This is a genomic window from Mesorhizobium sp. B1-1-1 (assembly GCF_006442955.1).
Classification (GTDB): domain Bacteria; phylum Pseudomonadota; class Alphaproteobacteria; order Rhizobiales; family Rhizobiaceae; genus Mesorhizobium.
Window position 1 is genome coordinate 13762 of record NZ_VFWW01000010.1, and the last position, 13162, is coordinate 26923.

Annotated in this window: 14 protein-coding genes; 4 read left to right on the top strand and 10 right to left on the bottom strand. The window is 63.4% G+C overall.

Features of this window, described 5'->3' with window-relative positions; translation table 11 throughout:
* Positions 1-41: 41 nt before the first annotated feature.
* A complete protein-coding gene (locus FJ986_RS21040; RefSeq protein ID WP_140495903.1) occupies positions 42-341 on the bottom strand; it encodes an AzlD family protein in 300 nt (99 codons plus the stop codon).
* On the bottom strand, positions 338-1075 hold the full coding sequence (locus tag FJ986_RS21045; protein ID WP_140555975.1) for an AzlC family ABC transporter permease: 738 nt from the start codon (positions 1073-1075) through the stop codon (positions 338-340). Before FJ986_RS21045 ends, FJ986_RS21040 begins: the two co-directional genes overlap by 4 nt.
* A gap of 171 nt (positions 1076-1246) precedes the next feature.
* Between FJ986_RS21045 and FJ986_RS21050 the strand changes: the two genes are divergently transcribed.
* Both FJ986_RS21050 and FJ986_RS21055 read left to right on the top strand, forming a co-directional pair.
* Positions 1247-1705, top strand: coding sequence for an Lrp/AsnC family transcriptional regulator (locus tag FJ986_RS21050; protein WP_140524836.1), 459 nt, complete (start codon positions 1247-1249; stop codon positions 1703-1705).
* Positions 1706-1851: 146 nt separating this feature from the next.
* Positions 1852-3054 carry an MFS transporter gene (locus FJ986_RS21055; protein WP_140495906.1) on the top strand — a complete coding sequence of 401 codons (1203 nt, stop codon included), beginning with the start codon at positions 1852-1854 and terminating at the stop codon, positions 3052-3054.
* A 77-nt stretch (positions 3055-3131) separates the two neighbouring features.
* Here the strand turns inward: FJ986_RS21055 and FJ986_RS21060 are convergent, their stop codons facing one another.
* From FJ986_RS21060 to FJ986_RS21095, 8 genes are all read right to left on the bottom strand, one after another.
* Positions 3132-3425 carry an HlyU family transcriptional regulator gene (locus FJ986_RS21060; RefSeq protein ID WP_140495907.1) on the bottom strand — a complete coding sequence of 98 codons (294 nt, stop codon included), beginning with the start codon at positions 3423-3425 and terminating at the stop codon, positions 3132-3134.
* A gap of 113 nt (positions 3426-3538) precedes the next feature.
* Positions 3539-4213 (bottom strand): PadR family transcriptional regulator, encoded by a 675-nt coding sequence (locus tag FJ986_RS21065; protein ID WP_140555979.1) that lies wholly within the window; start codon positions 4211-4213, stop codon positions 3539-3541.
* A gap of 168 nt (positions 4214-4381) precedes the next feature.
* Entirely contained in the window at positions 4382-4750 is a 369-nt protein-coding gene (locus FJ986_RS21070; RefSeq protein ID WP_140496404.1) for a DCC1-like thiol-disulfide oxidoreductase family protein, read from the bottom strand.
* Positions 4751-4770: 20 nt separating this feature from the next.
* Positions 4771-5040 (bottom strand): DUF333 domain-containing protein, encoded by a 270-nt coding sequence (locus FJ986_RS21075; RefSeq protein WP_140495909.1) that lies wholly within the window; start codon positions 5038-5040, stop codon positions 4771-4773.
* A gap of 106 nt (positions 5041-5146) precedes the next feature.
* Entirely contained in the window at positions 5147-5440 is a 294-nt protein-coding gene (locus FJ986_RS21080; protein WP_140495910.1) for a GYD domain-containing protein, read from the bottom strand.
* A 209-nt stretch (positions 5441-5649) separates the two neighbouring features.
* Complete coding sequence (gene rpoD / locus FJ986_RS21085) at positions 5650-7674, bottom strand: RNA polymerase sigma factor RpoD (protein WP_140495911.1); 2025 nt, start codon at positions 7672-7674, stop codon at positions 5650-5652.
* Between the two features lie 521 nt (positions 7675-8195).
* Positions 8196-10130 carry a DNA primase gene (gene dnaG, locus FJ986_RS21090; RefSeq protein ID WP_140675502.1) on the bottom strand — a complete coding sequence of 645 codons (1935 nt, stop codon included), beginning with the start codon at positions 10128-10130 and terminating at the stop codon, positions 8196-8198.
* 141 nt (positions 10131-10271) lie between these two features.
* Positions 10272-10667, bottom strand: a complete 396-nt coding sequence (locus FJ986_RS21095; RefSeq protein WP_140495913.1) for an RcnB family protein — start codon at positions 10665-10667, stop codon at positions 10272-10274.
* A 390-nt stretch (positions 10668-11057) separates the two neighbouring features.
* Here FJ986_RS21095 and FJ986_RS21100 point away from each other — a divergent pair, with 390 nt between their 5' ends.
* Complete coding sequence (locus FJ986_RS21100) at positions 11058-12719, top strand: Na/Pi cotransporter family protein (RefSeq protein WP_140495914.1); 1662 nt, start codon at positions 11058-11060, stop codon at positions 12717-12719.
* Between the two features lie 219 nt (positions 12720-12938).
* Positions 12939-13148: a DUF2061 domain-containing protein gene (locus FJ986_RS21105; protein WP_140675505.1), complete on the top strand. Its 210-nt coding sequence runs from the start codon at positions 12939-12941 to the stop codon at positions 13146-13148.
* Positions 13149-13162: the final 14 nt, after the last annotated feature.

A 13162-nucleotide genomic window follows, 5' to 3' on the forward strand; every position in this document is an offset into this window, starting at 1 on the left:
AACCAGATCGAAGGCAGGCGCCCGCGCCTGCCTTTTTTGGCCTATCCAATGATGTGCCGCAGCAGTCCCGCCGAAGCGACCCCGATCAGCACGGTCGGCAGCATCGAAAATCGCGTGGCGGCAATCAGCGTGACGGCCAGAGCCAGAAGATCGGCCGGGTTTTTCGAGACGAAGGCAGGCGCGATCACCGAGATCAGCACGCAGCCGGGCGCCGCCTCCATCACGGCCGTTGCCCGCGCGCTGAGCACCCGATTGCGCAGCACGACATAGCCGCCGACGCGGCTGAGGTACGTGACACCGGCCATCAGCACGATGGTGAGAAGCGTCTGCGCGTCGATCATGCCTCATCCCTCCACAACAGCCAGGCCGAGACCAGCCCCGCCAGCGCGCCCGCCGCTACATACCAGGCGCCGGGAACGAAAAGGTAGGTCAGCGCCGCGATGATCAGACTGACCAGCCACGGCCGCGCAGCGGCAACATCCTTCCACATGCCGCGCAGCAGTACCAGGAAGACGGCCGCGAACGCCATGTCGAAGCCGTAGGTCTCGGCTTCGCCCAGCACCGGCCCGAGCAAGGCGCCAATTGTGGTGAAGGCCACCCAGGTCAGGTACATCGCCACTGCCGCGCCCATATAGTAGCGCGGGCTGAAGGCTGGCGCGACGCCGTCGGCGGCGCGCCGTTTGGCGTCGGCCAGGCCGAGCGCCCAGCTTTCGTCGCACATGAAGAACAGCGCGGAAAACGCCTTGCGCCGCGGCAGGTCGCGCAGGAACGGCGCCAGTGCCGCCCCCATCAGGAGATGGCGGCTGTTGACCAGGAAGGTAATGGCGACGATGAGCAGGACATGCGGCGGCGACGTCCACAGCTGGATCGCCGCGAATTCCGAGCCGCCGGCGAAGTTCAGTCCCGTCAGCAGCGACAGTTCTGCGGTGCTGAGCCCCCTTTGTGTGGCCTGTGCACCAAGCACCAGCGCATAAGGGATGGTGCCGAACAGCACGGGCGCGCAGGAGGCCACGCCGCGCCGGAACTCGGAGTTCAGTCCGCCGCCCGCCGCCGATCTGGTCTCTGCAATGCTCATGATCTTCCTCCGGCCGCGCCGCGCGGCCGCCTCTGCCGGTTCCGTTGGATGCCGCCGATGTCAGGGCAACCATAGCCGCCAGGTCTCGCAATTTGGTTGCGAAGATTGTTGTCTTTTACCAGATTTTGGCATCTTATGCCATGAATCAACAGATAAACGGAATTTAGAGCCATGAAACTTGACGAGATCGACAGGCGCATCCTGCGGGCGCTGCAGCGCGATGGGCGCATGGCCAACAATGAGCTGGCCGCTGAAGTCGGCCTGTCGCCGTCGCCGTGCCTGCGCCGCGTCAAGCTCCTGGAGGAGGCCGGCGTCATCGACCGCTACGTCGCAGTGCTCAATCCGGCCCGCATCGGCAAGGGCCTGACCTTCTTCACCCGCATCTGGCTGAAAGCGCAGGACGAAGACACGATCGAGCATTTCGCCACCGAAGTGGCCAAGCTGCCGCAGGTGATGGAATGTTATCTGATGCTCGGCGACTGCGACGCCATGGTGCGCGTGGTGGCGGCCGGCATCGACGACTACCGCCGCTTCCAGTCGGAACATCTCAGCCGCATCAGGGGCGTGCAGAACGTCAAGACCGACGTTCCCAGCCAGACCATCAAATACACATCGGAACTGCCGATCTAGGCGCCGGGAAATGGCCCATCCCGGACTGGATAAAAAATGCAACCGGATTGTAGGATTGGTGCCGCCGCCGGCGTCCTTCGGACGCAAGCGGCAGGCCAAGTCAGGCCTTGCCGCACAACAAATGCCTTACGGCATGGGAGAAAACCATGAACCTTTCCTATCGTTGGGTCATTGTCGCGGCCGGCGCGCTGATGTCCTGTGTCGCCATCGGCACCATGTTTTCGCTGGCGATCTTCCTCGAGCCGATGGCGCTCGATACCGGTTGGTCACGCGCCGGCATATCGAGCGCGATGACGCTCAATTTCCTGGTCATGGGCCTTGGCGGCTTCGCCTGGGGCGCGCTGTCGGACCGCTTCGGCGCCCGCATCGTCGTCACGGTCGGCGCGGTGCTCCTCGGCCTGGCCTTGGTGCTGGCCAGCCGTGCGGGCTCGCTTGTCACCTTCCAGATCACCTTTGGCGTGCTCGTCGGGCTCGCGGCCAGCGCCTTCTTCGCACCGATGATCGCGCTTACAACAGGCTGGTTCGACACCAATCGCGGCCTTGCCGTGTCGCTGGTCTCGGCCGGCATGGGCGTCGCGCCGATGACGATCTCGCCCTTCGCCCGCTGGCTGATCTCGGCCTATGAATGGCGCACCGCCATGTTCGACATCGGCATCATGGCTTGGGTGCTGCTCCTGCCGGCGGTGCTTCTGGTGCGCCAGCCACCGAAGCCTGTCGTGACCGACACTGGCTCCTCGCCGGTTGCCGAGGGCGCCGGCCTGAGCGTCGGCCAAGCGCTGCGCTCGCCGCAATTCATCGTGCTGGGGCTCACCTTCTTCGCCTGCTGCGCGGCGCATTCGGGGCCGATTTTCCACATGGTCAGCTATGCCATGCTGTGCGGCGTGGCACCCATGGCCGCCGTCTCGATCTACAGCGTCGAGGGCCTTGCCGGGCTTGGCGGGCGTCTGCTCTACGGCGTGCTCGCCGACAGGCTTGGCGTCAAGCCGGTGCTGATCGCCGGCTTGTTGATCCAGGCCGTGGTGATCGCCGCCTATCTCTCGATCAGTCAGCTCGGCCAGTTCTACATGCTGGCCGTCGTCTTCGGCGCCACCTATGGCGGCGTCATGCCCCTCTACGCAGTGCTGGCGCGCGAATATTTCGGCCAGCGCATCCTGGGCACCGTGTTCGGCGCCGCCACCATGCTGTCCAGCCTCGGCATGGCGCTCGGCCCGCTCGCCGGCGGCATGGTGTTCGACGCCTACGCCAACTACCATTGGCTGTTCATCGGTTCGGCCCTCATCGGGCTGGGTGCGGCGGGCATCGCCATCGCCTTCCCGCCACTGCCGCGCAGAGCGTTGCAGCCGGCATAGCGGAGCAAACGAAAGGGCCGGCCCATATCTGGACCGGCCCTCGGATCTCTGGAATTCTTGAGCCGTTCGTCGGCGGTCTACCCGAACATCCGCTCGCCCTGCTCGTCGACGAGCTGGATGCCCTTCTTGATCGAGATGTCGACGGCGTCGTCCAACCCGGCGAAACGATCGGCGCGGATGAATCTGTGTTCCTTCAGGACGCCGTCGACGTCCTTGGAGACGACGCCGCAGGTCTGGTACTGGCCATCGGCCTTGTAGGGCGTGGCGCTGATCGTGAAACCCTTGTGCTCCACCTGCTTGGCCGGTGCGGCGCTCTTTGGCTCGGCCGCTTCATCACCGCCACCGCCGAAAAGACGCTTCAGAAAAGACATCGGGCTTCCTCCAACACCATTCATCCCGCACCACATAATGTGGCGCAGGATGAATTTCACTATCGCTCCTTGCTCGGACGGGCAAGGGCCGTGCCGGTTGGACCGAAGCCGGGTTATTTGCGCGACAGCGCTTCGAGCGCCGCGGCGGCGTCTTCGAGGATGCTCATCGCCTCGGCCTGCTTGTCCGCCGGCGCATCGACGATGTCGCTCAGCGCGGCGCGCAGCCGGTGGCGCAGCGCACGGAATTCGTCGCGCTTTTCCGAACGGCCGCCTCGGCCGTCGCGCCGATCCTCGCTATCGTCGTTCCAGCCGAACCAGTCGCGCGCCTTGGCCATCTTGCGGCCGAAGCGCTCGAGATGGTCTAGCACGCCGTCGATCATCTCACGGTTGTCGGCAAGATGCGCCTGCCCGGCCTCGGTGATCGAAAACACCTTCTTGTTGCCTTCGCTCGAGGACACGGCATAGCCTGCCTCTTCCAGGAAGGTCAGCGTCGGGTAGACCACGCCCGGGCTCGGGCTGTAGATGCCGCTGGTGCGCTCCTCCAAGGCCTTGATGATGTCATAGCCATGGCGTGGCGCCTCGGCCAGCAGCGACAGCGTGATCAGCTTGAGGTCGCCGTCGGCCAGCATGCGCCCGGCGCGGAACATGTCGCCCGGGCCGCCGCGTCCGCCGCCCCTGCCATGGCCGAACGGGCCAAAGCCGCCGCCCCCGCCTCTGCCGCCAAATTTGCCGGCCATGTGCATGAAGACGCGCTCGGCGCGATCGCCAAAATGATTGTGTCTGTGCATTGATTGTTCCTTGAGTTCTATCTTACGATATATCTCAACTAGGCGCACGCCAGCATGGAGTCAAGATATATCTTACGATGTATCGGGCCGGAAGCGAACAGCATCTGTCGGACGCCGACCCGTCGGTCGCGCGCGAACATGCCTTCATCATGATTGGAGTAGCCGGCGCTACCAGCGGCCGTTGCGCCGGTTCCAGGCATAGAGCAGGTCGGCGAAGCGGTCGTAGCCGAAGCGAGCGAGCGGTAGCGTAAGGGCGTTGCCGAGCAGCTTTGCCAGCCAGCCCTCGCCCGGCGTCAGCGCCCACACGGCGATGGCGACATCGGCGCCGACCAGCAGCCTGCCCTGAGCATCGGTCGCGTGCAGCCGGCGGCGGATGTCTTCCAGCGAAGCGCCAAATCCGGCCAGTGCTTCCGGTTCATGATTGATGTCGCGAAATTCGATCCGCCCGGCCTTGATCGCCTCGATCAGCCGCCGCTTCTGCCTGGCAATGCCGGCATCGCAGACCGGGCAGCGCGTGTTGTACCAGACGGTCAGCAAGGGCCTGGTTCTGCTGTCGATCACTTCAGGCCCATCACCGTCTTCGGCCCGACGCATTTGTTGTCGCGAAACAGCTCCCACTCTTCGCACAGCCGCCGATTGGGCAAGCGGCAAAATCCATATTCATTGCCAGCCTTGTCCTTCTTGATCACCAGGCGCCCGCCGATCTCTCCGCAATGGACCGATGCGGGATTGGACATGCCGACCGGTTTTTGCGGGGCAGTGTGGGCATCGATCGGCATCGACGACCACGCGGCAAGGCTGATAGCCAATATCGAAACTTTCTTCATCGCGATCTCCGCTGGCTGCACTCTATCACGATGGAGCGCACCGTCTTGCCGCAAGGCGCCGTCGAGCCGGCACCTGCTCATCGGCTCCGGAACGTCCCGATTTGCATCATCCAAGCGACGAGATGATCTCGCGGTAAGCAAGCTCCGGGAAAGCCTTCAGGGTCCGTGACTTGACGTTGCCGCCCGCGGCCAGCATCAGCGCGAAACGCGCCAGCACCGCATCGTCGGGCGCTTCGACCACCGCCACCATGTCGAATTCCCCCATGGTCAGGTAGAACGACTTGAACGATCCCCCCATCTCGCCCAGCTGCGTCTTGGCGGCATCGAGGCGCTTGGGGGATTCGCGCACGTTCTTCGCGCCCTGCTCGGTCCAGTTCATCAGCATGATGTAAGTCGTCATGGCACGCCTCCTCCGGGGCCACGGAGCACGGTGCTCAGGCCATGGCGATGTCGACACGGCCTCGACCGGGGCGGGCTTCCCGGGTTGTCGCCCAGAAAAATGCATCCGACACCAAATTATTCTCCCTAAGGGCGCGTGCCGCAATGGCGAGCGCCAAAGAAAAAGGGCGCCACGATGGGCGCCCTTGATCTCTTCGCAATCGGTAGGCCTCAGCTATCCAGGAAGCTCCTCAGCTTGCGCGAGCGGCTCGGGTGCTTGAGCTTGCGCAATGCCTTGGCTTCGATCTGGCGGATACGCTCGCGGGTGACCGAGAACTGCTGGCCGACTTCCTCGAGCGTATGGTCGGTGTTCATGCCGATGCCGAAGCGCATGCGCAGCACACGCTCCTCGCGCGGCGTCAGCGAGGCGAGCACGCGCGTGGTGGTCTCGCGCAGATTGGCCTGGATCGCCGCGTCGATCGGCAGGATCGCCATCTTGTCCTCGATGAAGTCGCCCAGATGCGAATCCTCCTCGTCGCCAACCGGGGTTTCGAGCGAGATCGGCTCCTTGGCGATCTTCAGCACCTTGCGCACTTTTTCGAGCGGCATTGCGAGCTTCTCGGCCAGTTCCTCCGGCGTCGGCTCGCGGCCGATCTCGTGCAGCATCTGGCGCGAGGTGCGCACGATCTTGTTGATCGTCTCGATCATATGCACCGGAATGCGGATGGTGCGCGCCTGGTCGGCGATCGAACGCGTGATCGCCTGCCTGATCCACCATGTCGCGTAGGTCGAGAACTTGTAGCCGCGGCGATACTCGAATTTGTCGACGGCCTTCATCAGGCCGATATTGCCTTCCTGGATCAGGTCGAGGAACTGCAGGCCGCGATTGGTGTATTTCTTGGCGATGGAGATGACGAGGCGCAGATTGGCCTCGACCATTTCCTTCTTGGCGATAGCCGCTTCGCGCTCGCCCTTCTGCACCTGGTTGACGATCTTGCGGAATTCCAGGATCGAGATGGCCGTTTCCGTGGCCAGATTCTGGATCTCGGCGCGCAGGTCCCTGATCGCGTCCTTCTCGTTCTTGGTGAACTCCTTCCAGCCGCGCGAGGTCAGATTGGCAATTGAGCGCGTCCAGTTCGGGTCGAGCTCGGAGCCCTGATATTCCTTCAGGAACTCCTCGCGGCGCACGCCATAGCTTTCGGCGAGACGCAGAAGCTTGCCCTCGTTCTGCACCAGGCGCTTGTTGATGTCGTAGAGCTGCTCGACCAGCGCCTCGATGCGCGCCGTGTTGAGCGACAGCGACTTCACCGCCTTGATGAGCTGATCCTTCAGCTCCTTCAAGCGGCGGTCCTGGCTGGGCGACAGCGTGCCGGCCGCGGCCAGCCGGTTCTCGACCTGCTGATCCTGCAGCTTGCGCAGCTTCTTGTAGGTGTCGGCGATGACGTCGAGCGTTTCCATGACCTGCGGGCGCAGCTCGGCTTCCATTGCCGCCAGCGACAGGCTGGCCTCGTCCTCGTCCTCCTCGTCGTCATCTCCGATGCCGCGCGTGTCGGCGCCGACATTGGTGATGTCGTCTTCATCGTCGCGTCCGCGGCGCGGCTTTTCCTCGACCTTGGGCGCTTCCTCGACGCGCTCCACCACCGGCGCCTGCTTGGCCTCGGGGCCGGCATAGGTGGCTTCGAGGTCGATGATCTCGCGCAGCAGGATCTTGGATTCGTTGAGCTCGTCGCGCCAGATGATGATGGCCTGGAAGGTCAGCGGGCTTTCGCACAGGCCCGCGATCATCGTCTCGCGGCCGGCCTCGATGCGCTTGGCGATGGCGATTTCGCCCTCGCGCGACAACAACTCGACCGAACCCATTTCGCGCAGGTACATGCGCACCGGATCGTCGGTGCGGTCGGTCGGCTCTTTCTTCGTGGTTGTGGCGGCGACGGCGGTGCCGGTCTGCTCGGCCAGCTCGTTGGCGTCTTCCTCGGCATCCGCCGCGGTGTCGCCGGCCTCGGCCTCTTCGCCCTGCTCGTCGTCCTCGACGACGTTGATGCCCATGTCGGACAGCATCGCCATCGTGTCCTCGATCTGCTCGGAGGTCACTTCCTCGGAGGGCAGCACCGAATTCAGCTCGTCCATGGTGACATAGCCGCGCTTCTTGGCGGCCTTGATCATCTTCTTGACAGCATCATCGGAAAGGTCGAGCAGAGGGCCATCGGTGGCGCCTTCGCGTTCGGTCTCGACCTCTTCCTTTTCCTTTGTCGCCATAGTCTTTATCTTCTCCTAGCGGCCCGACATCGAGGCCGCGCAAGCTGTCGGACCGGTCAAATCGGCTGGGCTCGCTTTTGCAACGCGCTTCACCGGGCCAATAACTGCATCATCTCTTTGTTGGTGCCCTGTCGTCGCCCAAAACCGGTTTCCATTTTTGGGCGACATGCATTAAGTCCAGATTAACCCTGATATCTGTGGCAGGCTGGCTGCCTGTCCAGTGACCAAGACCTCACATCGCTGCTTTTCCCGTCGACGCGGGTGCGGGTTAACGTTTCGAATCGTCCTGATTCCGCCATTCTGCCGGAAGGTCAAGCGCCTCTCGCATGATTCGCATGAAAAAAGCGAATCAATTACCCGACTTAGCGCGGTCCGGCTCTAGAAGATCCATGACAACGCCGTCATTCCTGCACTTGCTGGCACGAGCCCGTCCCAACCCTCGGGACGGAATGAGCTCCGCCTTTCTTCTGCTGGAGCATGATCGTTCCCGAAAACCGGGTCCCGCTTTTCGGGACCATGCTTCAGGCCCGACCAGCCCTGCCCGACGAAACACCGAAGCCTTCGATCAGCGCTTCCGTCGCTTGTACATCCCGAAATTGCGCTTGAATTTCGATCAGATGGCGAAAATTCTCGTCCGAAGGATCCGCATCCATCGCCGCTTCCGCCTGTTTCAGCTCCTTATGTAAGGTGCGCGCGCTGCGCTGCAAGTGCAGCGCCTGGTTCAGAGCGTCGCGGGCATCCTCGAGCGCTGCCGTCTCCAGCGCCGGCCACTGCCGCGCCCGCCTGATCAGGCCGACGGCACGCTCCCAGATCTCGGCGCAGCCGGCGCGCTCGATCGTCGCCACCACGGCGTGGCGGTCATTGGCCATGTCATGTGCCATCGCGTCGAGGATGGCGCCGTGCAGCCGCCTCAGCTCGGGGTTGGCGAGATCAAGGAACTCGACATGGGCGAAATTCTCGTCGATCAGCGCCGGGTGGTTGACCAGTGCCACGATGATCGTCGCTTCGCGCACCGACATTCCTTCGTTGCCGCGCTTGACCAGTGCCGACTGGCCGAGACTTTCCGTGATGGCGATGCGACCACCGCCGGCTTTGGCGAATTGTCCGCCGGGAGCGGGCGCCTTGCCCTGCCCCGGCTTCCAGTCCGGACGACCTTGCCGCGTTGCGCGCTGAGAACCGAAGAAGCTCAGCACGCGCTCGCGCATCTCCTGCTGGTAGTGATATCGCAGGCTTTCATCACGGATGCGGCTGGTCAGTTCGCGCAGCCGCTTCTCCAGTTCGGCCCGCCGCTCCGGCGTGTCGAAGACGCCGCCCGCCGTCTCGCGCATCCATAACAGATCGGCAAGAGGACGCGCTTCCGCCAGCACGGCGCGGAAGGCATCCGGCCCCTCCGCCTTGACCAGGTCGTCGGGATCCTTGCCTTCCGGCAGCAGCGCGAAACGCGCCGTGCGCCCGGCTTGGACTACGGGCAGCACCATGTCGGCGGCCCGCCATGCGGCCTTCAGCCCGGCCTTGTCGCCGTCGAAGCACAGCACCGGCTCGGCGGCCATACGCCACAACAGTTCGAGCTGGTTTTCGGTTAGCGCCGTGCCGAGTGGCGCGACGACATTCTCGAAGCCGGCCTGCGCCAATGCGATGACATCCATATAGCCTTCGACGGCGATGACCGTGCCGCCCTTGGCCAGCGCTTTTCGCGCGCGGGCGAAATTGTAGAGTACGTTGCCCTTGTGGAAGAGCTCGGTATCGGGCGAGTTGATATATTTGGCGAGCGCATCCGGCGCCAGCGCTCGCCCGCCGAAAGCGATGATCTTGCCGCGCGAATCCGGAATCGGGAACATGATGCGGTCGCGGAACCAGTCATAGGAAACCGGAATGTCGTCGCCATGGCGCACCAGCCCACAGGCCTCGATATCGGCCTTCGGCACGCCCTTTGCGGCCAGATGCTCCTTCAGCGCATTGCGGCTGTCGGGCGCATAGCCCAGCCGGAACGCATGCTGCGTCGCAGGCGTCAGTCCGCGGTCGCGCAGATACGCACGGGCTTTGGCGCCCTCCGCGCCCTGTAGCCGCTCCTGGAAAAAGGCAGTCGCCATTTCCATGACGTCGGTAAGGCTGGCGCGTTCCTTCTCGCGCCGCTCCTCCTGCACGTCGCGAACCGGCATCGGCACGCCGGCCATGTCTGCGATCTTCTCGACCGCCTCGGGAAAGCTCAGTCCGTCAAGTTCGGTCAGGAACTTGAAGTGATCGCCCGAGACCGAGCAGCCGAAACAATGGTAGCGGCCCTTCTTGTCCTCGCAATGGAAGGATGGGCTCTTCTCGCCATGAAACGGGCAGCAGGCCCAATAATCGCCGCGTGACGCATTGGTCTTCTTGCGATCCCAGGCGACGCGCTGGCCGATGACCTGCGAAATCGGCACGCGGTCGCGTATCTCGTCGAGGAAGGCGGGCGGAAAGCGCATCGGGGAACTCGTTTATCCCCCATATAATCATGCCCGCGAAGTCCGGCGACCCCTAATGCTGACGATGCCCGGTTTCCACAGGGCAAAAGGAAAGGCGGCCGTTGCGGGCCGCCCTTCCTCCAGTCTGGCACTATCGGGACTTTACTGCGCGGCGATGGCGCCAAAGATGATGCCGGAGAGGGCGCCGACCAGCACATAGTCATTGCCGACGCGGATCCATTCCTGGCCACGGCCCGGACGATGCAGGCCGTAGCGCCCATAATCGCGGACCGGCTGATGCTGCCGCCAGCCGGAATATTTCTGGCCATTGCGCCAGTTGTTCCGCTTCACGACGACCTTCTTTTGAATGATGCGCTTCTGGATGACCCGCTTCTGGATGACGCGCTTCCTGACATCCCGGTTGGTGGGCTTCTGCCAGTCGACATTGGTATAGTTCGACTGCGGCGCGACCGGCGCATTGAGCGGCGCGGCCTGGCCCGTCAGGGACGTGGCGGCCAGCATCGAGAAAGCAAGACCGGAAAGAACGATGCGTTTCATGAAGGAATCTCCTTGGTTGTCGATGCCGCAGAAATAGCCGTCGAAGAATGAACCGAAACTGAACATGAGCATTACAATTCCGTAATAAATCCGAAGCTTTAGATCGATTGGTTGAACATCTTCGCAAATTCCGGGCGAAGGGCGGGCGGCAACACCGGCCGATCCGCCGCGTCAAGGCGGCGAGGCTCATGCAACCATTTCGGCATCCGTCCATTCTCCGACACGCCCCGTCGCGCGCCGGCAGCCCTTGAAATCGACAAATTTTTATTATCCGGCTAAAATATTCGAGCTATTATCGGCCAACGTCATGATCATGATTCGCACCCCTCCTCTTTCTCCCGACCGCCGCGCTGCCCGTGTCGCCGGCCTTGCCCGTATCGGTGCGCCGCAATGAGCGGCTCCGTGGTTCTCCTGCATCTGGCCGGCGCCGTGGCGCTGATGCTGTTTGCCACGCGCATGGTGAAGACCGGCGTCGAGCGCGCCTATGGCGACGTGCTGCGCCACAAGCTGCGCGCCACCATGCGCAATCCTGTCATGGCGGTGCTGGCCGGCACCGGCCTCGCTATAGCGCTGCAGAGCTCCACCGCCGTCACGCTGCTGGTCGGCTCCTTCGCGGGCTCCGGCATCGTCTCGGGCGCGGCCGGGCAACTGGCCGTGCGCGGCGCCGAGATCGGTTCGGCTCTGGTGGTCAAGCTGCTCACCTTCGATCTCACGCTGCTGGTGCCGCTTTGCCTGATCACCGGCACGGTCATGTTCATGGCCACCGAGCGGCGCGACTGGCGCCAGACCGGTCGCATCCTGGTCGGCATCGGCCTTTTGATCCTGTCGCTGGAAATGATCGGTCAGGCATCCGAGCCGCTGCGCAACAGCCAGTTGATGCCGGTCATCATCAATTACTTCTCCGGCGATTCCATCACCGCCTATCTGCTGGCGGCGCTGATCACCTGGCTGTTCCAATCGAGCATCGCCGCGGTCCTGTTGATGGCGACGCTGGCGGGCCGCGGCCTGATCACGCCCGAACTCGGCGTCGTCCTCATCCTGGGCGTCAATCTCGGTTCGTCGATCATCGCGCCCATGCTGACCCGCTCCTCCGGCCCCGAAGTGCGCGTCGTGCCGATCGGCAACCTCTTGATGCGCGGGCTTGGCTCGCTGGTCATGCTGATCCTGGTCATGATCTTCAGGCCGCATTTCGCGTTCCTTGGCGCGACGGCAGCGGACCAGATCGTCAATGCCCACATCCTGTTCAATGTGCTGATCCTGCTCGCCGGCCTGCCGCTGGCGGGTCTCGTCTACCGAGCCTCGGAGAAGATCGTGGCGCTCGGCACCAAGACGCCAGCCGCCACGCTCGACGTCGTCGAACTCTCGGCGCTCAACGAAAGCGCGCTCGACGTGCCGAGCCAGGCGCTGGCCAATGCCACCCGCGAGGTGGTGCGGGTCTGCGAGACGGTCGAGATCATGCTCAAGCGCATCATCGAGCTCTACGAGAGCGCCGATGCCGACAAGATCAAGGCGCTGGCCGCCCTTGACGACCGCGTCGACCGCAAGCACGCGGCGATCAAGCTCTACCTCGCCAAGGTCACCAAGAACCCGCTGACCGAGGACGAGGCGTTGCGCTGCCAGGAACTGATCGGCGCCTGCGTCAAGCTGGAGCAGGTCGGCGACATCATCGTGCGCAACATGCTGGTACATGTGAAGAAGAAGTTCGACCGTGGACTGGAATTCACCGACGAGGGTTGGAGCGAGCTGTGCGCCTTCCACGCTTCGGTGCTCGCCAATGCGCGGCTTGCCTTCAACGTGCTGGTGTCGCGCGATGCCGAGACGGCTCGCCAATTGGTGCTGGAGAAGGAACGGCTGCGCGACGCCGAAAAAGAGACCAGCGCCAGTCATTTCCTGCGGCTGCGCGAAGGCACTGCCAAAAGCGTCGAGACCAGTTCGATCCACCTCGACACCATCCGCGATCTCAAACAGATCAACTCGCTGCTGGCATCGATGGCCTATCCCGTGCTGGAAGAACGCGGCCTCCTCGGCGGATCCAGGTTGAAGGCGAGCTGATCAACGACATCTCTCCCTTCTTTGAGACACCTCATCCCCACCTCGCTTTGCGACGCCACCTCCCAACAAACAAGGGCAGAAGGAAGAGCGCCGCACTCTGCCGAAAAAATTGTATTGCGGCAGAATTGCATGGCGTCGGTCCTTCGGCGGCAAAATTGCCATTGCCGCGTTTCCATCGCTCGGGCTAGGCATATCAGCCAAAGCTTTCGGAGGAGATCGATGGACACCCATTCGCGCAGTTTCGCCAAGGCGCTTTCGTGGCGCGTGACCGGCACCATCGATACGATGATCATCTCGCTGGTGGTGACCGGAAGCGTCGAGCTGGCGGCCGCCATCGGCGTGACAGAAGTCTTCACCAAGTCGCTGCTCTATTATTTTCATGAGCGGGCATGGCTGAAGGTTCCTTATGGACGCAAGACCCCGTTCTGAACCCGGGGTCAAGA

Excerpts from the sequence above, each read along its gene's own strand:
- FJ986_RS21105 (WP_140675505.1), top strand. The coding sequence starts at position 12,939 with ATGGACACCCATTCGCGCAGTTTCGCCAAGGCGCTTTCGTGGCGCGTG.
- FJ986_RS21065 (WP_140555979.1), bottom strand. The coding sequence starts at position 4,213 with ATGCACAGACACAATCATTTTGGCGATCGCGCCGAGCGCGTCTTCATG.
- FJ986_RS21095 (WP_140495913.1), bottom strand. The coding sequence starts at position 10,667 with ATGAAACGCATCGTTCTTTCCGGTCTTGCTTTCTCGATGCTGGCCGCC.
- FJ986_RS21040 (WP_140495903.1), bottom strand. The coding sequence starts at position 341 with ATGATCGACGCGCAGACGCTTCTCACCATCGTGCTGATGGCCGGTGTC.
- FJ986_RS21075 (WP_140495909.1), bottom strand. The coding sequence starts at position 5,040 with ATGAAGAAAGTTTCGATATTGGCTATCAGCCTTGCCGCGTGGTCGTCG.
- FJ986_RS21050 (WP_140524836.1), top strand. The coding sequence starts at position 1,247 with ATGAAACTTGACGAGATCGACAGGCGCATCCTGCGGGCGCTGCAGCGC.
- rpoD (WP_140495911.1), bottom strand. The coding sequence starts at position 7,674 with ATGGCGACAAAGGAAAAGGAAGAGGTCGAGACCGAACGCGAAGGCGCC.
- FJ986_RS21060 (WP_140495907.1), bottom strand. The coding sequence starts at position 3,425 with ATGTCTTTTCTGAAGCGTCTTTTCGGCGGTGGCGGTGATGAAGCGGCC.
- FJ986_RS21100 (WP_140495914.1), top strand. The coding sequence starts at position 11,058 with ATGAGCGGCTCCGTGGTTCTCCTGCATCTGGCCGGCGCCGTGGCGCTG.
- FJ986_RS21055 (WP_140495906.1), top strand. The coding sequence starts at position 1,852 with ATGAACCTTTCCTATCGTTGGGTCATTGTCGCGGCCGGCGCGCTGATG.
- FJ986_RS21045 (WP_140555975.1), bottom strand. The coding sequence starts at position 1,075 with ATGAGCATTGCAGAGACCAGATCGGCGGCGGGCGGCGGACTGAACTCC.
- FJ986_RS21080 (WP_140495910.1), bottom strand. The coding sequence starts at position 5,440 with ATGACGACTTACATCATGCTGATGAACTGGACCGAGCAGGGCGCGAAG.
- dnaG (WP_140675502.1), bottom strand. The coding sequence starts at position 10,130 with ATGCGCTTTCCGCCCGCCTTCCTCGACGAGATACGCGACCGCGTGCCG.